The sequence below is a fragment of the Streptomyces sp. NPDC111520 genome (assembly GCF_055635295.1).
This window is the reverse complement of the sequence record NZ_JBVKBW010000004.1, coordinates 413,824-435,235: the sequence shown is the minus strand read 5'-3', so window position 1 is coordinate 435,235 and position 21,412 is coordinate 413,824. Positions and strand designations below refer to the sequence as shown.

At 73.4% G+C, this 21,412-nt stretch carries 1 protein-coding gene; it reads right to left on the bottom strand.

Features of this window, described 5'->3' with window-relative positions; genetic code table 11:
- Positions 1-120: 120 nt before the first annotated feature.
- Positions 121-21,312: an SDR family NAD(P)-dependent oxidoreductase gene (locus tag ACZ7MY_RS11815; RefSeq protein ID WP_499601324.1), complete on the bottom strand. Its 21,192-nt coding sequence runs from the start codon at positions 21,310-21,312 to the stop codon at positions 121-123.
- Positions 21,313-21,412: the final 100 nt, after the last annotated feature.

Here is a 21,412-nt window from a genome sequence, read left to right as displayed (position 1 = left end):
GTGGGCTCCATGCCTCAGAGGCGGTCGTTCCGGTCGGTCGTCGTCCGGGCGGGGCGGCGCGCCCGGCCGGGTCTCCGGTGGCGCGGATGGATCGTGGGGCAGGTGGGGCGGCAGGAAGGGTCAGGAGGAGCCGAGTTCCTCGTCCAGCAGGTCGAAGAGCTCGTCGTCCGTGGCGGTCTCGAGGTCGCCGTCGTCGCCGGCCGTGTCAGGGGCCGTACCGCCGGCTTCCTGCGCGTCCTTCCACTTGGCCAGGAGGGCCTGCAGGCGCATCGTGATCCGTGAGGCGGTGACGCTGTCCGCGTCGGACGCGCCCAAGGCCTCTTCGAGCCGGTCGAGTTCGCCGAGGACCGACGGCCCGTCGTCGTCGAGGGGCAGCGCGGAGCGCAGGTAGCCGCTCAGTGCTTCGGGGGTCGGGTAGTCGAAGATCAGCGTGGCGGGCAGCCTCAGCCCGGAGACGGCTCCGAGGCGGTTGCGCAGTTCCACCGCGGTCAGCGAGTCGAAGCCCAGTTCCTTGAAGGCGCTGCCGGGTTCGATGGCGGCGGCCCCGCTGTGGCCGAGGACCTGGGCCACCTGGGTGCAGACCAGGTCGAGGAGTACCCGGTCCCGTTCGGCGGAGGGCAGTTGGGCGAGCCGCTGCGCGAGCGAGTCCGGGGTCTGCGTCGACGCGTCGCTCGCCCGGCGCCGCGTGGTGCCGCGGAGCAGGCCGCGCAGCAGCGGCGGTGTCCAGTCGCCGACGGCCCTGCGGAGTTCGACCAGGTCGAGCCGGGCCGGCACCAGGAGGGACGCGGACGCTTCCTCCCCGGCGGCACCGGGCAGGGCGGCGTCGAACAGGGCCAGGCCCTCCGCCGGGGAGAGCGGCAGCATGCCGCCGCGGCCCAGGCGCCGCCGCTCGGCCGCGTCGAGCGTCCCGGCCATGCCGGCCTCGTCGTCCCACAGGCCCCAGGCCAGCGAGACCGCCGTGAGTCCCTGCGCCCTGCGGTGCTGGGCGAGGGCGTCGAGGAAGGTGTTGCCCGCCGCGTAGTTGGCCTGTCCGGCGTTGCCGAGGACACCGGCGGCCGAGGAGAACAGCACGAACGCCGACAGGTCCAGGTCCCGGGTCAGATCGTGCAGGTGCCAGGCCGCGTCGACCTTGGGCCGCAGGACGCGCCGCAACCGGTCCGGGGTCAGCGCCTCGACCGTTCCGTCGTCCAGGACACCGGCCGCATGGACGACCGCGGTGAGCGGATGCTCCACGGGAATGCCTGCCAGTACGGCGGCGAGCGCGTCGCGGTCGGCCACGTCGCACGCCGCCCAGGTCACCTCCGTGCCGGATGCGCCCAGGTGCTCCGTGAGCTCCTCCGCGTTGTCCGCCCCCGCGCCGCGCCGGCTCACCAGCAGCAGGCGCCGCACCCCGTGGACGTCCACCAGGTGCCGGGCGAGGAGTCCGCCCAGGGTGCCGCCGGCGCCCGTGACCAGGACGGTGCCCTCCGGGTCGAAGACAGCGTCCGCGGACTCTGCGGGGGAGACAGCCTCGCGGGCGAGGCGCGGGGCCTGTACGACGCCGTCCCGCACGGCCAGTTGCGTCTCGTCGGAGTCGAGCGCGGCGGGCAGCGCCCGGAGGGACGCGTCCTCGGAGTCGACGTCGACCAGCACGAACCGGCCCGGGTGCTCGGCCTGCGCGGAACGGACCAGGCCCCACACCGCGGCGTGCGCCAGGTCTTCGACGTCCTCGTCGGCGTCCACGGCGACCGCGCCCCGGGTGACGAAGGCGAGCCGCGACGCGGCGAACCGCTCGTCCGCCAGCCACGACCGGACCAGCTCCAGCGCCGCGGTGACGGCGGAGTGCGCGGCCGAGGCGAGTCCGCCCGCGGTGGAGACGTCCGGTGCGAGCGAGAACAGGACGGTCTCCGGCACGTCGTCGGCCTGGAGGGCCCCGGTCTCCCGGCCGAGCGACGCCAGGTCCGGGTGAACACTGTGCGCGCCAAGGACAGGACCCAGCTTGAACGGGTCCCCGCCCAACAGGGCCCAGCGGCCCGCGGTCGGCGAATGCACGTCCCCGGACAGCGGCAGCACCGGCCAGTCGACCCGGAACAAGCTGTCCCGGAAGGCCCCACCGGGCCCGCCGGCACCGCCGGTGATCGCGTCCACGTTCAGCGGACGCAGGACGAGGGAGCCGACGCTGAGCACCGGCTGCCCCGCCTCGTCCGCGATCAGCAGGGAGACGGCGTCCTGTCCGGCCGGTGCCATGCGGACCCGCAGCGCGGAAGCGCCCACGGCGTGCAGCCGCACCGAGTCCCACGCGAAGGGCAGGCGGGCACCCGGCTCGGCGCCGGGGAAGAAGTCCCCGAGTCCGGCCGCGTGGAGGGCCGAGTCCAGCAGCGCGGGATGGAGCCCGAACCGCGCGCCCTCCGGCCTGTCGTCGTCGGCGAGGGCGACCTCGGCGCAGACCTCGCCGTCGCCGAGCCGCCAGGCGCGCCGCAAGTTGCGGAACGCCGGACCGTACGCGAGCCCCATCGCGTCGAAGGACGCGTACAGCTCGTCCACATCGCAGGGCTCGGCCCCGGCGGGCGGCCACGCGGCCGCTTCCTCCGCCGTGGGTGCCCCCTCGGTCGCCACGGCCAGGAAACCGCCGGCGTGCCGGGTCCACGGCTCGTCCGCCGCGGACTCCTCGGGCCGCGAGTACACGTGGAAGGCGCGCCGCCCTGCCGCCTCCGGCTCCGCGACGGTGAGCCGGAGCTGCACGCCGCCCGTCTCGGGCATCACCAGCGGCGCTTCCAGCGTCAGGTCCTCCAGCAGGTCGCAGCCCGCGTGGTCCCCGACCCGCACGGCCAGTTCGACGAGCGCGGCGCCGGGCAGCAGCGCGGTGCCCGCGACCCGGTGGTCCGCCAGCCAGGGGTGGGTGCGCAGGGAGATCCGGCCGGTGAAGAGGAACCCGTCGGAGTCGGGCAGCTCGACCGCCGCGCCGAGCAGCGGGTGATCCGCACTGCCGAGGCCCGCGGACGTGACGTCGCCGCTCAGGGCGTGTGCGGGGGCCTCCAGCCAGTAGCGCTGCCGCTGGAAGGCGTAGGTGGGCAGGTCGACGCGGCGCGCGCCGGTGCCGGCGAAGTAGGTCTGCCAGTCGACCGCGACGCCCCGGGTGTGGGCGTGGGCGAGTGCGGTGGTGACGGTCTCGGCCTCGGGGCGGGCGGAGCGCAGGACCGGAGCGAAGGCCGCGCCCTCGCTGGTCAGGCAGTCCTGGGCCATGGCGGACAGGACGCCGTCGGGGCCGAGCTCGAGGTAGGTGGTGACGCCTGCGGCCTCCAGGGCGCGGACGCCGTCGAGGAAGCGGACGGCGTCGCGGACGTGGCGGACCCAGAAGTCGGGCGAGGACGTCTCCTGCGTGACCAGGGCGCCTGTCAGGTTGGAGACCAGCGGAATGCGGGGGGAGGCGTGGGACAGGCCCTCGGCCACCTCGCGGAAGGCGTCGAGCATGCCGTCCATGTGCGGGGAGTGGAAGGCGTGGCTGACCGTCAGGCGCTTCGACCTGCGGTCCGGGAACAGCTCCACGATCGCCGTGGCCGTCTCCTCGTCACCGGCGATCACAAGGGCTTGCGGGCCGTTGACGGCGGCGATGCTCACCCGGTCGTCCAGCAGCGGCAGGACCTCGTCCTCGGCCGCCTGCAACGCGATCATCACGCCACCGGCCGGCAGTGCCTGCATCAGCCTTCCGCGCGCCGCGACCAGCGTGCAAGCGTCCTCCAGCGAGAAGACCCCCGCCACGTGCGCGGCGGCGATCTCGCCGATGGAGTGACCGGACACGTAGTCCGGCTTCACGCCCCAGCTCTCCAGCAGCCGGAAGAGCGCCACCTCGACGGCGAAGAGGGCCGGCTGGGTCCACTCCGTCCGGTCGAGGAGGTCCGCGTCGTCCCCGAACAGCACATCCTTCAGCGGCGCATCGAGGTGTGCGCAGACCGCGTCCAGGGCGTCCGCGAACATGGGGTAGGTGGCGTACAGCTCGCGGCCCATGCCGAGGCGCTGGCTGCCCTGCCCGGTGAAGAGGAACGCGACCTTGCCCGCCGCCGGCGAGCCCTGTGTCACCGCCGCGCTCGCCTGGCCCGCTGCCAGCGCTTCGAGCGCGCCAAGGAATCCGTCGCGCTCCTCGGCGACGACCACGGCGCGGCGGTCCAGCACGGTACGGGTCGTGGCCAGGGACCAGCCGATGTCGGCCGGGGTCACGTCCGCGTTGTCGAGAGCGAACGCCCGCAGTCGTGCGGCCTGTTCGCGGAGGGCTTCGACCGACTTCCCGGACAGCGTCCAGGGAAGCGGGCCGGTCGGCCGCTCCGGCTCCTGCGGCTGTACGGGCGCGGGTGCGGGAACGGGTTCGGGGGCCTGTTCGATGATGGCGTGGGCGTTGGTGCCGCTGAAGCCGAACGAGGACACCGCGGCACGGCGCGGACGGCCGGTCTCCGGCCAGTCCCTCTGCTCGGCCAGCAGGGACACCGCGCCTTCCGACCAGTCCACGTGCGGGCTGGGCTCGTCCACGTGCAGCGTCCGCGGCAGCACGCCATGCCGCATCGCCATCACCATCTTGATGATGCCCGCCACGCCTGCCGCGGCCTGCGTGTGACCGAAGTTGGACTTCACCGAGCCGAGCCACAGCGGCTGCTCGTCGCTGTGCTCCTGGCCGTAGGTCGCCAGTAGCGCCTGCGCCTCGATCGGGTCGCCCAGCGTCGTACCCGTGCCGTGCGCCTCGACCGCGTCGATCTCAGCCGCGGTCAGCCGGGCATTGGCCAGCGCCTGCCGGATCACCCGCTGCTGCGACGGACCGTTCGGCGCCGTCAGACCATTGCTCGCGCCGTCCTGGTTCACCGCCGAGCCCCGCACGACCGCCAGCACCGGATGCCCCTTGGCGCGGGCGTCCGACAGCCGCTCCACGACCATCACACCCGCACCCTCGGCCCAGCCCGTGCCGTCGGCGTCCGCCGAGAACGCCTTGCACCGGCCATCGGACGCCAGACCCCGCTGCCGGCTGAACTCCACAAACGCAGCCGGCGTCGCCATCACCGTCACACCACCGGCCAACGCCATGTCGCATTCGCCGTTGCGCAGCGCCTGCACCGCCAGATGGAGCGCAACCAGAGACGAGGAGCACGCTGTGTCCACCGTCACCGCCGGGCCCTCAAGACCGAAGGCGTACGACAACCGGCCCGAGATGACACTCGCCGCGTTGCCGGTACCGACGAACCCTTCGACGCCCTCAGGCAGCACGCTCAGCCGGGACGCGTAGTCGTGGTACATCACACCCGCGAAAACGCCCGTACGACTGCCGCGCATCGAGACCGGGTCGATGCCCGCCCGCTCGAACGCCTCCCAGGACGTCTCCAGCAGCAACCGCTGCTGCGGATCCATCGCCACCGCCTCGCGCGGCGAGATCCCGAAGAAAGCGGGGTCGAAATGACCGGCGTCCCGGACGAAGCCACCCTCCCGGGCGTAACTCGTCCCCTGCTGGTCGGGATCGGCGTCGAACAACGCCTCCACGTCCCAGCCACGATCCTCAGGGAACCCGGAAATCGCATCCCGGCCATCGAGGACCAGCCGCCACAGATCCTCCGGGCTCTCCACCCCACCCGGGTAACGGCAGCCCAGACCCACGATCGCGATCGGCTCGTCGTCGCGCAGAGCGACGGGCACGGCCGCCGTCACCACGGCTTCCGTGCCGACCAGTTCGCCCCGCACGTACTCCGCGAGAAGCGCGGCGGTCGGGTAGTCGAAGACCAGGGTGGCCGGCAGGCGCTGCCCGATGGCCGCGGCAAGCCGGTTGCGCAGCTCGACGGCGGTCAGCGAGTCGAAGCCCAGCTCACGGAACGACCGATCCGGCTCCACCCCCTCCGGACCCGCGTGTCCCAGCACCGCCGCGACCTCGGAGCGCACCAGCTCGAGGACGTGTGCTTCCTGCTCCGCCGCGGACAGTCCGGCCAGGCGCTCGGCCACAGAGCCGGTTCCCGCCTTCGCGGCACGGCGGGCCGGAACGCGGACCAGACCGCTCAGCAGCGGCGGCAGCATCCCGCCGCCCACGGCCTGGGAGCGCAAGGCTGCCAGGTCGAGCTTCAGCGGTACGAGCACGGCAGTCGGCGAGGCGGCCGCGGTGTCGAACAGGGCCAGACCCTCCTGCTCGGTCAGGGCGTTCACGGCGCCGCGTCCGGAGCGTGATGCCTCGCCGGCCATGCCCCCGTCCCACAGGCCCCACGCCAGCGACGTCGCCGCCAGGCCCTGCGACCTGCGGTGCGCGGCCAGCGCGTCCAGGAAGGAGTTGGCCGCCGCATAGTTCGCCTGCCCGGCGTTGCCGAACACACCGGCGGCGGAGGAGAACAGCACGAACGCCGACAGATCCATGCCCTGCGTCAGCTCATGGAGATTCCACGCCGCGTCCACCTTCGGACGCAGGACCCCCGACAGACGGTCCTGGTCCAAGGACGCGATGACGCCATCGTCCAGGACACCGGCGGTGTGCACCACCGCCGACAGCGGACGTTCCGCCAGCACCCCGGCCAGCGCGTCCCGGTCGGCCACATCGCACGCCGCCCACGCCACCGACGCACCCAGTCCCGCCAGCTCAGCGGTCAGCTCGGCCGCGCCCGGCGCATCCGCACCACGCCGGCTCACCAACAGCAGATCCCGCACGCCGTACTCGGACACCAGATGACGCGCGAACAAGCCGCCCAGTTCACCACTGGCACCCGTCACCAACACCGTGCCGTCCAGCACCAGCGGCCCGGGCTCCGCCACCGCACGGACCAGACGCGGCACCAGGAACGTCCCCGCCCTGACGGCGACCTCCGGCTCCCCCGAGCCCAATGCCGCAGTGACGATGTCGGCGTCGATCTCACCGTCGAGGTCGATCAGGCCGAACCGGCTCGGGTTCTCCGACTGCGCGGAACGGACCAGGCCCCACACCGGCGCATGCACGAGATCCGCGACCTCGTCGCCCGGCACAGCGGCCACCGCACCCCGCGTCAGGAAGACCAGACGCGACGCGGCGAACCGCTCGTCACCCAGCCACTCCTGCACCAGACCCAGCACACGACCGGACTGCGCGTGCACCGCACCCGGCAGGTCGTCGGAAGCGTCCCCGTCCAACGGCACCACCACGGCCTCCGGCACGTCCTGGCCGTCGCCCGCGAGGGAGGCGAGTCCCGCGCTTCCGAGCCACAGCACTGTCTGCTGCCGGGTGTCCGACGCAAGAGGCAGCGCCGTCCAGTCGACCTCGAACAGTGAATCCTGTCGTCGGTTGTCGTGCGCGGCGTCGATCTGGTCGGGCGAGACCGCGCGCAGCGCGAGCGACTCGACCGACACCACCGGGGCACCCGTCGGGTCCGCCAGGTCCAGCGACACCGCACCGTCCCCGGCCGACGCCACCCGCACACGCACCGACGACGCGCCGGCCGCGTGCAACCGCACACCACTCCACACGAACGGCAACCGCGCACCCTCATCAGCGCCCGCGAGAACACCGCCCAGCGCCAGGCTGTGCAACACCGCATCCAGCAACGCCGGATGCACACCGAACGTGTCCGCGTCCCGCTGCGCCTCCTCCGGCACAGCCACCTCGGCGAACAGCTCGTCGCCGCGCCGCCACGCCGCACGCAGCCCCCGGAACAGCGGCCCGTACACAAGGCCCGCCGCGTCCAGCACCTCGTACGCCGCATCGACCTCGACGGCACTCGCGCCGGTCGGAGGCCACACGGACAGATCGGCCGCGCCCGGCCGGACGTCGTCCGTCAGCACACCCACGGCGTGGCGGACCCACGGCACGTCCGCGTCGTCCGGACGGGAGTAGACCGCAACCGGACGCCCGCCCGCTCCGTCGGCCTCCCCGACCAGCACCTGCACCTGAATCGCACCAGACTCCGGCAGGACCAAAGGCGCCGCAAGCGTCAGCTCCGCCAGACCCGGGCACCCCACACGCTCACCCGCATGCAGAGCCAGCTCCACGAACGCCGTCCCCGGCAACAACACCGACCCGAACACCACGTGATCGGCCAGCCACCCATGCGAACGCAACGACAACCGACCCGTGAACACCAGGCCGTCGGCGTCCGCGAGCGCGAGAGCCGCACCCAGCATGGGGTGGTCCGTCGCGCCGAGGCCCGCGGACGTCACGTCCCCGGTCACGGCGTGCTCGGGGGCCTCCAGCCAGTACCGCTGCCGCTGGAAGGCGTAGGTCGGCAGGTCGACGGGCTCAGCGCCCATCGGCGCGAAGTACGCCTGCCAGTCGACCGCGATGCCCCGGTTGTGGGCCTGGGCGAGTGCGGCGGTGACGGTCTCGGCCTCGGGGCGCGCGGAGCGCAGGACGGGCACGAAGGCCGCGCCTTCCCCGGCCACGCACTCCTGCGCCATCGCCGAGAGCACGCCGTCGGGGCCGAGTTCGAGGTACGTGGTGACGCCCGCGGCCTCCAGAGCGCGGACGCCGTCGAAGAAGCGCACGGCATCGCGGACGTGGCGCACCCAGAAGTCCGCGGATCCCATCTCATCGGTGACGACGGCACCGGTCAGGTTCGACACGACCGGAATGCGCGGGGCCTGGAAGGACAGTCCGGACACCACCTCGCGGAACGCGTCGAGCATGCCGTCCATGTGCGGCGAGTGGAACGCGTGACTGACCGTCAGCCGCTTCGACTTCCGGTCCCCGAAGGACTCCACGATCGCCGTCGCGGCATCCTCGTCACCGGCGATGACAATCGATGAAGGCCCGTTGACGGCAGCGATGCTCACGAGCTCGTTCAGCAGCGGCAGGACCTCGTCCTCCGACGCCTGCACCGCGATCATCACACCGCCACCCGGCAGCGTCTGCATCAACCGCCCACGCGCCGCCACCAGCGTGCACGCGTCCTCCAGGGACAGCACCCCGGCGACATGCGCGGCGGTGATCTCGCCGATGGAGTGGCCGGAGAGGAAGTCCGGGCGCACGCCCCAGCTCTCCAGCAGCCGGAACAGCGCCACCTCCACCGCGAACAACGCCGGCTGCGCGAACTCCGTACGATCCAGCAGCTCGGCGTCGTCGCCGAACAGCACGTCCAGCCCCAGCCGCTCACCCACCGCGTCCAACGCCTGCGCGAACACCGGATAGGCCGCGTACAACTCACGCCCCATCCCCAGCCGCTGACTCCCCTGACCGGTGAAGAGGAAAGCAAGCTTGCCGGTGCTCACGGTGTCCCGCGTGACCGACGGCGCCGGACCACCGACCTGCAGTGCCGCCAGGCCCCGCAGCAGTTCATCCCGGTCCGAGGCCACGACCGCCGCGCGGTACTCGAAGGCGGTGCGCTGGGTGGCCAGGGAGAGTGCGACGGCGGCACTGACATCGACGGCGTCCTCGATGTGGGACCGGAGCCGGGCTGCCTGGTCGCGCAGCGCGTCCGGGGTCTTCGCCGACAGCACGTACGGCAGGACCTCCGTCGGGGCCTGGTCCCGTGCTTCAACAGGTTCGGGTTCGGGGGCCTGTTCGATGATGGCGTGGGCGTTGGTGCCGCTGAAGCCGAACGAGGACACCGCGGCGCGACGCGGGCGTCCGGTCTCCGGCCAGTCCCTCTGCTCGTCCAGCAGGGACACCGCGCCTTCCGACCAGTCGACGTGCGGGGACGGCTCATCGACGTGCAGCGTCCGCGGCAGCACGCCATGCCGCATCGCCATGACCATCTTGATGATGCCCGCGACACCGGCCGCCGCCTGCGTGTGACCCATGTTCGACTTGATCGAACCGAGCCACAGCGGCTGCTCGTCACCGTGTTCTTGGCCGTACGTCGCCAGCAGCGCCTGCGCCTCGATCGGGTCGCCCAGCGTCGTGCCGGTGCCGTGCGCCTCGACCGCGTCGATCTCAGCCGCGGTCAGCCGGGCATTGGCCAGCGCCTGCCGGATCACCCGCTGCTGCGACGGACCGTTCGGCGCCGTCAAGCCATTGCTCGCGCCGTCCTGGTTCACCGCCGAACCCCGCACCACCGCCAGCACCGGATGGCCCTTGGCGCGAGCGTCCGACAGCCGTTCCACGACCATCACACCCGCACCCTCGGCCCAACCGGTCCCGTCGGCGTCCGCCGAGAACGCCTTGCACCGGCCATCGGACGCCAGACCCCGCTGCCGACTGAACTCCACGAACGCCGCCGGCGTCGCCATCACCGTCACACCACCGGCAAGCGCCAGATCACACTCACCACTGCGCAGCGCCTGCACCGCCAGGTGCAGGGCGACGAGCGAGGACGAGCAGGCCGTGTCAACGGTGACGGCCGGACCCTCAAGACCGAACGCATAGGAGAGGCGGCCCGAGATGACACTCGCGGCGTTGCCCGTGCCGAGGAAGCCCTCGACGCCCTCGGGAAGCACCGACAGTCGGGATGCGTAGTCGTGGTACATCACACCCGCGAAGACACCCGTCCGGCTGCCACGCATCGTCGTCGGATCAATGCCGGCCCGCTCGAACGCCTCCCACGACGTCTCCAGCAGCAACCGCTGCTGCGGATCCATCGCCACCGCCTCGCGCGGCGATATCCCGAAGAAAGCGGGGTCGAAATGACCCGCGTCCCGGACGAAGCCACCTTCCCGCGCGTAGCTCGTCCCCTGCTGGTCGGGATCGGCGTCGAACAACGCCTCCACGTCCCAGCCACGATCCTCAGGGAAGCCCGAGATCGCATCCCGGCCATCGAGGACCAGCCGCCACAGATCCTCCGGGCTCTCCACCCCACCCGGATAGCGGCAGCCCAGACCCACGATCGCGATCGGCTCGTCGTCACGGACCGGGACGGCGACCGGCGCCACCGCTGCCGGGGCAGCTCCGACAAGCTCCCCTCGCAGGTGCTCGGCCAGAACCACGGAGGTCGGGTAGTCGAAGACGAGAGTGGCCGGCAGGCGCAGCCCGATCGCCGCCCCGAGCCGGTTGCGCAGCTCGACGGCGGTCAGCGAGTCGAAGCCCAGCTCACGGAACGACCGATCCGGCTCCACCCCCTCCGGACCCGCGTAGCCGAGCACCCCTGCGACCTGGGTGCGGACGAGCTCCAGGACGTGAGCCTTCTGCTCGGCCGCGGACAGTCCGGCCAGGCGTTCCGCCTCCGCCCCCGCGCCGACAGCCTTCGCGGCGCGACGGGCCGGGACGCGGACCAGACCGCTCAGCAACGGCGGCAGCATCCCGCTGCCCGCCTGCGTACGCAGCGCGCCCAGGTCCAGCTTCACCGGTACGAACTCCGCGTCCTGCGAAGCGGCGGCCGCGTCGAACAGGGCCAGGCCCTCTTCCTGCGAGAGCGCGCTGACACCGCCTCGGCCCAGCCGCGACACCTCATCGGCATCGAGCTCGCCGGCCATGCCGCCGTCCCACAAACCCCAGGCCAGCGACGTGGCAGCAAGGCCCTGCGACCTGCGGTGCGCGGCCAGGGCGTCAAGGAAGGAGTTGGCGGCGGCGTAGTTCGCCTGACCCGCGTTGCCGAACACACCGGCAGCGGAGGAGAACACCACGAACGCCGACAGATCCATGTCCCGCGTCAGCTCGTGCAGGTTCCACGCCGCGTCCACCTTCGGACGCAGCACCGCCGAGAGACGCTCCGCCGTCAGCGACCCGACGACACCGTCGTCCAAGACACCCGCGGTGTGCACCACCGCTGACAGCGGACGCTCCACCGGAATCGCCTCCAGCACCGCGGACAGCGCATCGCGGTCGGCCACATCGCACGCCGCCCACGCCACCGACGCCCCCAGCCCCGCCAGCTCAGCGGTCAGCTCGGCCGCGCCCGGCGCATCCGCACCCCGCCGGCTCACCAACAGCAGATCCCGCACCCCGTACGCGGACACCAGGTGACGAGCGAACAGCCCGCCCAGCGCACCACTGGCACCCGTCACCAACACCGTGCCCTCAAGGACCAGCGGCCCGGCCTCCGCCACCGCACGGACCAGACGCGGCACCCGCACCGCGCCCTCGCGGGCGAGCATTTCCGACTCCCCCGCGGCCAGAGCCGCGGCAACCGCCTCCGTGGGCAGGGCCCTGTCGTCGAGGTCGACGAGGGCGAACCGGCCGGGGTGCTCGGTCGCGGCGGAACGGACCAGGCCCCGGACCGCCGCGCCGACAAGGTCGTCGGCCGCCATCGCACCCCGGGTGACGAACACAAGGCGGGAGTCGGCGAAGCGGTCCTCCGCCAGCCAGGCCTGAAGAAGGGCAAGCGCCCGGGCGGCCCCGGCGTGCACCGCTTTCCGCACTTCTCCCTCGACCTCTCCGAGGGTGACGAACACCAGGTCCGGCACGGCGTCGGACGCATCGGCCAGGGCAGCGAGGTCGGTGTGGATCAGGCCGTCCACACCGGGTATCCCGGCGCCCACGACAGCACAACTGACCGTCACCGACGGCGAAGTCCGCTCCCGCTCGACCGGACGCCCGGTCCATTCGAGCCGGTAGAGGGAGTTCTGGCGGTTGTCGTGCGCCGCATCGATCTGGTCGGGCGAGACCGCGCGCAGCGCGAGCGACTCGACCGACACCACCGGGGCACCCGTCGGGTCCGCGAGCTCCAGCGACACCGCACCGTCCCCGGCCGACGCCACCCGCACACGCACCGACGACGCGCCGGCCGCGTGCAACCGCACACCACTCCACACGAACGGCAACCGCGCACCCTCATCAGCGCCCGCGAGAACACCGCCCAGCGCCAGGCTGTGCAACACCGCGTCCAGCAATGCCGGGTGCACACCGAAGCCCTCGGCGTCACCGTGCAACTCCGCGGGGAGCGACACCTCCGCGAACAGTTCGCCGTCACGCCGCCATGCGGCACCGAGCCCCTGGAACAGGGGGCCGTACGTGAGACCGGCGGCGTCCAGCACCTCGTACGCGCTCGCCGCGCTCACGGCGGTGGCTCCGGCGGGAGGCCACACGGACAGGTCGCTCACCTCGGCCTGGACGCTTTCCGTCAGCAGGCCCGCCGCATGGCGAACCCAGGCCTCGTCGTCACCGTCCGGACGCGAATACACGGCAACGGAACGACCGCCCGATCCGTCGGCCTCACCGACCACCACCTGCACCTGAACGGCACCGGACTCCGGCAGGACCAAAGGCGCCGCAAGCGTCAGCTCCGCCAGATCAGGGCACCCCACGCGCTCACCCGCATGCAGAGCCAGCTCCACGAACGTCGTTCCCGGCAACAACACCGACCCGAACACCACGTGATCGGCCAGCCACGGATGCGAACGCAACGACAACCGACCCGTGAACATCAGGCCGTCGACATCGGCCAGGGTGACGGACGCACCCAGCAAGGGGTGCCCAGCGGCGGCAAGGCCGAGCCCTGCGGCGTCACCGGGGAGCGGGTGGGCGGCGTCGGGCCAGTAGCGGGCGCGCTGGAAGGCGTAGGTGGGCAGGTCCACCCGCTGCGCACCGGTGCCGGTGAAAAGGGCCTCCCAGTCCACGGCCCCACCACGAACGTGCAGGTGGGCCAGGGCGGTGAGGACGGTCTCGGCCTCCGGACGGCCGCCGCGCAGCGACGGGGCGAAGACGGCTCCTTCGTCGGTCACGCACTCCTGTGCCATGGCGGACAGGACGCCATCCGGGCCGAGTTCGAGGTACGTGGTGACGCCTGCGACCTCCAGGGCACGGATGCCGTCGAGGAAGCGCACGGCCTCACGCACGTGCCTCACCCAGAAGTCGGCCGAGGCCATCTCATCCGTGACCACGGCACCGGTGAGGTTGGAGACGACCGGAAGGCGCGGGGCCTCAAACGACAGCCCCTCGACCACCTCGCGGAACGCGTCCAGCATGCCGTCCATGTGCGGCGAGTGGAACGCATGGCTGACCGTCAGGCGCTTCGACTTCCGGTCCTCCAGGGACTCCACGATCGCGACCGCGGCGTCCTCGTCGCCCGCGATGACCACGGACTCCGGCCCGTTGACGGCAGCGATGCTCACGCGCTCGTTCAGCAGCGGCAGAACCTCGTCCTCCGACGCCTGCACCGCGATCATCACGCCGCCGGTGGGCAGTGCCTGCATCAGCCGCCCGCGAGCCTCGACCAACGTGCACGCATCGTCCAGGGACAGTACCCCGGCGACATGGGCCGCGGCGATCTCGCCAATGGAGTGACCGGACACGAAGTCCGGCTTCACACCCCACGACTCCAGCAGCCGGAAGAGAGCGACCTCCACAGCGAACAACGCCGGCTGCGCGAACTCCGTCCGGTCCAACGCCTCCGCGTCATCCCCGAACAACGCACCCAGCTCAAGACGCTCACGCACCGCGTCCAACGCCTGCGCGAACACCGGATAGGCCGCATACAACTCACGCCCCATACCCAGCCGCTGGCTCCCTTGCCCCGTGAACAGGAACGCCGTGCGGCCGCCCTTGCTGACCGTGCCGGCCGTGAGCCCGGGAGCGGGGTGCCCGTCGGCAAGGCCGTCGAGCGCGGCGGCGAGCGACGCGCCGTCCGAAGCGACGACGACGGCGCGGTGGTCGAAGGCGGCCCGGCCGGTGGCCAGGGAGTACGCGAGGTCGCGGAGGGAGGTGTCCGGGTGGGCGGCCAGGTGTGCGCGCAGGGCGCGGGCCTGGGCGGACAGGCCCTCGGCGCTGCGGCCGGCGAGCCGCAGCGGAAGCGGACCGTGCGAGGCAGGGGTCTCAGGTGCGGCAGGCAAGGCAGGAGCCTGCTCGATGATCGTGTGGGCGTTGGTGCCGCTGATGCCGAACGACGAGACGCCGGCCCGGCGCGGACGGCCGGTCTCGGGCCAGGCGACTGCCTCGGTGAGCAGCGAGACCGCGCCCGCCGACCAGTCCACGTGTGCGGAGGGCTCGTCGGCGTGAAGCGTCCTGGGGAGCACGCCGTGCCGCATCGCCATGACCATCTTGATGATGCCCGCGACACCGGCGGCGGCCTGCGTGTGGCCGAAGTTGGACTTGATCGAGCCCAGCCACAGTGGCTGCTCGCCGCGCCGCTCCTGGCCGTACGTCGCCAGCAGCGCCTGCGCCTCGATGGGGTCGCCCAGCGTCGTGCCGGTGCCGTGCGCCTCCACGGCGTCGACGTCCGCCGCTGTCAGTCCCCCGCTCGCCAGGGCGGCGCGGATGACGCGCTGCTGGGACGGGCCGTTGGGGGCGGTCATGCCGTTGCTGGCGCCGTCCTGGTTGACCGCCGAACCCCGCACCACGGCGAGCACCGGGTGGCCCTTGGCGCGCGCGTCGGACAGGCGTTCCACCAGCAGCATGCCGGCGCCCTCGGCCCAGCCGGTGCCGTCGGCGTCGGCGGAGAAGGCGCGGCAGCGGCCGTCGGCGGACAGGCCGCGCTGACGGCTGAAGCCGACGAAGGTGCCGGGGGTGGCCATGACGGTGACGCCGCCCGCGAGGGCCATGTCGCACTCGCCGTTGCGCAGCGCCTGGACGGCCAGGTGCAGGGCGACCAGCGACGAGGAGCACGCCGTGTCGATGGTGACGGCGGGACCTTCGAGGCCGAAGGTGTACGAGACGCGGCCCGAGGCGATGCTGCCGGTGCTGCCCGAGCCGAGGGAGCCGTCGGCGCCGTCGGCGCTGCGTTCGAGGAGCGTGGCGTAGTCGTGGTACATCACGCCCGCGAAGACACCGGTCCGGCTGCCGCGCATCGTCGCCGGGTCGATGCCGGCCCGCTCGAAGGCCTCCCAGGTGGTCTCCAGCAGGAGGCGCTGCTGCGGGTCGGTGCCGACGGCGTCGCGCGGGCTGATGCCGAAGAAGGTGGGGTCGAACGCGGCGGCGTCGTGGAGGAAGCCGCCGTGCCGGGTGTACGAGGTGCCGGGGTGGTCCGGGTCGGGGTCGTACAGGGCGTCGAGGTCCCAGCCGCGGTCCTCGGGGAAGCCGGAGACGGCGTCCTCGCCGTTCTCCAGCAGGCGCCACAGCTGCTCGGGGGTGGTGACGCCGCCAGGGAAGCGGCAGCTCATCGCGACGATGGCGATCGGGTCGTCCGCCAGGGCGCCCTCGGCGACGGCTCCGTGGGAAAGGGCCGAGCGGGTGGCCGCGTCCGTCCCGACCAACTCCAGGAGCAGGTGGCGGGCGAGGGCGAGGGAGGTGGGGTAGTCGAAGATCAGGGTGGCGGGCAGCCGTCGGCCGACCGAGGCGCCGAGCCGGTTGCGCAGTTCGACGGCGGTGAGGGAGTCGAAGCCCAGCTCGCTGAAGGCGTGTTCGGGCTCGATGGCGTCCGGGGAGCCGTGGCCGAGGACGTCCGCCACGTGGGCGCGGACGAGGTCGAGGAGCAGCCGCTCCCGCTCGGCCGGGTCGAGTGCGACGAGGCGCTGCTCGAGCGCGGTACCGGCGGAGCCGCCGACTGCGGCACGGTCCCCGGTGCTGGTGACGAGGCGCCTGCCGGGGCCGCGGACGAGGCCGCGCAGCAGGGGTGCGACGTCGGCGCCGCGCGCGCCGTGGGGCAGGGTCAGCCGCATGGGCACCAGCAGACCGCGGGGGGAACCGCCGCCATCGCTTACCCCGGTACCGAGGGCGTCGGCGACGTCGAGGAGCGCGAGTCCTTCGGCGGCCGTGAGGCCCTGTACGCCGCCGCGCTTCATGCGGTCCAGGTCGGCCTGGTCGAGGCGGCCCGCCATGCCGTCGGTGTCCTCCCACAGGCCCCAGGCGAGCGAGCCGGCGGGCAGGCCGTGGGCGCGGCGGTGCTGGGCGAGGGCGTCCAGGAAGGCGTTGGCGGCGGCGTAGTTGCCCTGGCCGGGCGCGCCGAAGACGCCCGCTGCCGACGAGAAGAGGACGAAGACGGCGAGGTCGAGGTCGCGGGTGAGCTCGTGCAGGTTGAGGGCGGCGTCGGCCTTGGGGCGCAGGACGGCGGAGAGCCGCTCCGGCGTGAGGGAGTCGATGACGCCGTCGTCCAGGACTCCGGCGGTGTGGATGACAGCGGTCAGCGGACGCTCCGCGGGCACGGCCGCCAGCACCTCCGCCAGCGCGTCACGGTCCGCGGCGTCGCATGCCGCCCACGACACCGAGGCACCCAACGCGCCCAGCTCAGCCGTCAGCTCGGCGGCACCAGGCGCTTCGGCGCCACGCCGGCTGAGCAGCAGCAGGTGCCGTACGCCGCGCTCCGCCACCAGGTGACGGGCCACCAGCCCGCCGAGCGTGCCGGTCGCTCCGGTGACCAGCACCGTCCCCTCGGCGTCGAACGCGGGAGCCGAGGCCTCGGCGGGCACGGCGACCCGGGTGAGCCGGGCGGCGTGCACGGTGCCGTCGCGCAGCGCGAGTTGGGGTTCCCCGGTGGCGAGTGCGCCGGGCAGGGCCGCCAGGGACGCGTCGGTGCCGTCGGTGTCGACCAGCACGAAGCGCCCGGGGTTCTCCGACTGCGCCGAGCGCAGCAGCCCCCAGACGGCGGCGTGGACCGGGTCGGGGACGCGGTCGTCGTCGCGGGCAGCGAGGGCGCCTTCGGTGAGCAGGACGAGCCGGGTGTCGGCGAAGCGGTCCTCCGCCAGCCAGGAGTGGAGCAGGGCGAGCGTGCGGTGCGCGGCCTCGTGGACGGCCTCGGCGGTGAGCGCGGCCGGGGCGGCGTACGGGACCACGACGGTGCCAGGCACGGGGGCGCCCGCGTCGCGGGCCTCGATCAGCGCGGCCGTGGAGGCGTGCCGGGTGCCGGGCAGGCCCGGGAGGTCGCCGGAGGCCGGGCCGGTGAGCACGGCCCAGTCCCCGGCGGCCGGCGTCCCAGCCTCGGGCAGGTCGGAGGCGATCCAGTCCACGGCGAACAGGGCGTCGCGGTGGGCGCCGTGCCCGGTGCCGAGCTGTCCGTCGGAGACCGGGCGGAGGGTGAGCGAGGCGACGTCGGCGACCGGCCGGCCGTCCTCGTCCGCGAGCGCCAGCGACACGGCCTCGGGGCCGGAGGCCGTCAGCCGTACGCGCAGCACCGAGCCGCCCACGGCGTGCAGGGCGACCCCGTTCCAGGAGAAGGGCAGCCGGCCGCGGCCGGTGTTCTCGACGAGTCCGGTGAGGCCGATGGTGTGCAGGGCGGCGTCGAGCAGGGCGGGGTGCAGGCCGAAGCGCGCCGCGTCGGCGCGTTGTTCGTCGGCGAGGGCGAGTTCGGCGTACGTCGTCCCGTCGGGGGCGCGCCAGGCGGCGCGCACGCCCTGGAAGGCGGGTCCGTACTCCAGGCCCGCTTCGGCGAGTCCGGCGTACAGGTCGGTCACGGGCACGGCGGTGGTGCCGGCCGGCGGCCACACCTCCGAGGCGAAGCCGGGGGCGGGGGCGCCGGTGGTGAGGACGCCGTCGGCGGCGAGCGTCCACGGTGCGTCGTTCGCGGTGTCCTGCGGGGTGTCCCCGGCCGGTTCGGGCCGGGAGTGGACGCCGAGGGTGCGGCGGCCTGTGGCGTCCGGTGCCCCGACCCACACCTGGACCTGGACGGCACCGTCGGGCGGCAGCACCAGCGGCGCGTGCAGGGTGAGTTCTTCCAGCAGGTCGCAGCCCACCTGGTCGCCGGCGCGGATCGCGAGTTCCACGAAGGCGGTGCCGGGCAGCAGGACGGTGCCGTGGACGGTGTGGTCGGCCAGCCAGGGATGGGTGTCCAGGGAGAGGCGGCCGGTGCAGAGGAAGCCGTCGAGGCCGGCGAGCGCGACGGCGGCGCCGAGCAGCGGGTGGTCGGCGGCGCCGAGTCCGGCGGCCGAGACGTCCCCGGCGGGGCGGCCGGCGTCGAGCCAGTACGCCTCGCGCTGGAAGGCGTAGGTGGGCAGGTCGACGCGCCGGGCGCCGCTGCCCGTGTAGTAGGCGTCCCAGGCGACGGGCACGCCGCGGACGTGGAGCCGGGCGAGGGCGGCGGTGACGGTCTCGGTCTCGGGCCGGTCGGCGCGCAGCAGGGGGACGAACGCGGCCGTCCCGCCGACCGGGCCGTCCTGGGCCACGGCGGACAGCACCGCGTCGGGGCCGAGTTCGACGAAGTGCGTGACGTTGCGCTCCGCGAGGGTGCGCAGGCCGTCGAGGAAGCGGACGGTCTCGCGGACGTGCCGCACCCAGAAGCCGGCCGAGGCCATCTCGTCGGTGACGACGGCGCCGGTCACGTTGGAGACGACGGGGATGCCGGGGGCCTGGAACGACAGGCTCGCCACCACGTCACGGAACGCGTCGAGCATCCCGTCCATGTGCGGGGAGTGGAACGCGTGGCTGACCGTCAGGCGCTTGGACTTCCGGTCGGCGAACCGGGCGGCGATCGCCAGTGCCGCGTCCTCGTCGCCCGCGATGACGACCGCCTGCGGGCCGTTGACGGCAGCGATGCTCACCCGGGCGGTGAGCAGCGGCAGGACCTCGTCCTCGGCGGCCTGCAGCGCGATCATCACGCCACCGCCCGGGAGGGCCTGCATCAGCCGTCCGCGCGCCGCGACCAGCGTGCAGGCGTCCTCCAGCGACAACACGCCGGCCACGTGCGCCGCGGCGATCTCGCCCACCGAGTGCCCCGACACGAAGTCGGGCTCCACGCCCCAGCTCTCCATCAGCCGGAACAGCGCCACCTCGACGGCGAACAGCGCGGGCTGCGCGTGCTCCGTACGGTCCAGCGCCTCGGCGTCGTCGCCGAACAATACGTCCCGCAGCGGTGTGCCGAGGTGCGAGCAGACCTCGTCCAGTGCGGACGCGAACGCCGGGTGGGCCGCGTACAACTCCCGCCCCATGCCGAGGCGCTGGCTGCCCTGCCCCGTGAACAGGAACGCCGTCTTGCCGGCGACCGGGCGGCCGCGCGTGACGCCCGGCACGGTCGCGGTCGCCTCGTCGGCCCCCGCGTCGGCGAGGGACGCCAGTGCGTCGCGAAGTCCGGCCGGGTCGCCCGCGGTGAGGACGGCGCGGTGCTCGAAGTCGGTGCGCCCGGCGGCCAGGGAGAAGGCCACGTCGTCGGCGCGCAGGTGGGGGCGGGCGGTCAGGTGGCCGTGCAGGGCGGCCGCCTGGGCGCGCAGGGCCGCCGGTGTCTTGGCGGAGAGGCTCCAAAGGGCGGGCACGGGTGCCGGGGCTTCTGCGGTCTCCGGGGCCTCGACGGCCTCGGCCTCGGGGGCCTGCTCGATGATCGTGTGGGCGTTGGTGCCGCTGATGCCGAACGAGGAGACGCCGGCCCGGCGCGGGTGGCCGGTGTCGGGCCAGGCGACGGACTCGGTGAGCAGCGAGACCGCGCCCTCGGTCCAGTCGACGTTGGGCGTCGGCGCGTCGACGTGGAGGGTCTTCGGCACGACGCCGTGCCGCATCGCCATGACCATCTTGATGATGCCCGCGACGCCGGCGGCGGCCTGCGTGTGACCGAGGTTGGACTTCACCGACCCGAGCAGCAGGGGCTGTTCGGGGGTGTGCTCCTGCCCGTAGGTGGCGAGCAGGGCCTGCGCCTCGATGGGGTCGCCGAGGGTGGTGCCGGTGCCGTGGGCCTCGACGACGTCGATCTGGCCGGCGGACAGGCGGGCGCCGGCGAGGGCGGCGCGGATGACGCGCTGCTGGGAAGGGCCGTTGGGCGCGGTCAGGCCGCTGCTGGCGCCGTCCTGGTTGACGGCCGAGCCTCGCACGACCGCGAGCACCGGGTGGCCGTTGCGGCGGGCGTCCGACAGCCGTTCCAGCAGGAGCATGCCGGCGCCCTCGCCCCAGCCGGTGCCGTCGGCAGCGGCCGCGAACGACTTGCAGCGGCCGTCGCCGGCCAGTCCGCGCTGGCGGCTGAACTCGGTGAAGGTACCGGGCGTCGACATCACCGTGACGCCGCCCGCCAGCGCCAGCGTGCACTCGCCGCCGCGCAGCGCCTGGGCGGCGAGGTGGAGGGCGACCAGCGAGGAGGAGCACGCGGTGTCGACGGTGACGGCCGGGCCCTCCAGGCCGAGCGTGTAGGCGACGCGGCCGGAGGCGATGCTGCCGGAGCTGCCGTTGCCGAGGAAGCCCTCGATCTCCTCCGGGACGCTGAACAGCCGGGCGGCGTAGTCGTGGTACATGAGCCCGGCGAAGACGCCGGTGCGGCTGCCGCGCAGGGAGGCGGGGTCGATCCCGGCCCGCTCGAGGGCCTCCCACGAGATCTCCAGCAGCAGCCGCTGCTGCGGGTCCATGGCCAGGGCCTCGCGCGGCGAGATGCCGAAGAAGCCGGGGTCGAAGTCGGCGGCGTCGTGGAGGAAGCCGCCGACCTTCTCGTAGGCGTCGATCCCGCTGTCGGGGTCGGGGTCGAAGAGGACGTCGGTGTCCCAACCGCGGGAGGTGGGGTACGGGGAGACCGCGTCGCCGCCGTGGGCGACGAGCTCCCACAGCTGCTCGGGGGTGGCGACACCGCCGGGGTAGCGGCAGCTCATCGCCACGATGGCGATGGGCTCCTGGTCCTTCTCCTCCATCTCGCGCAGCCGCCGCCGCGCCTCGCGGAGGTCGGTCGTCGCCCGCTTGAGGTAATCGAGGTACTTCTCCTCGTTCACCATGTACGCCATCCCCGGGATCGAAGTCGGAAGGCTCGCGCGGAGCCGGTGGATCGGAGGCCGTGGGCCGGGCCGCGGGACTGACCGCGGGCCGGGCCGGGTC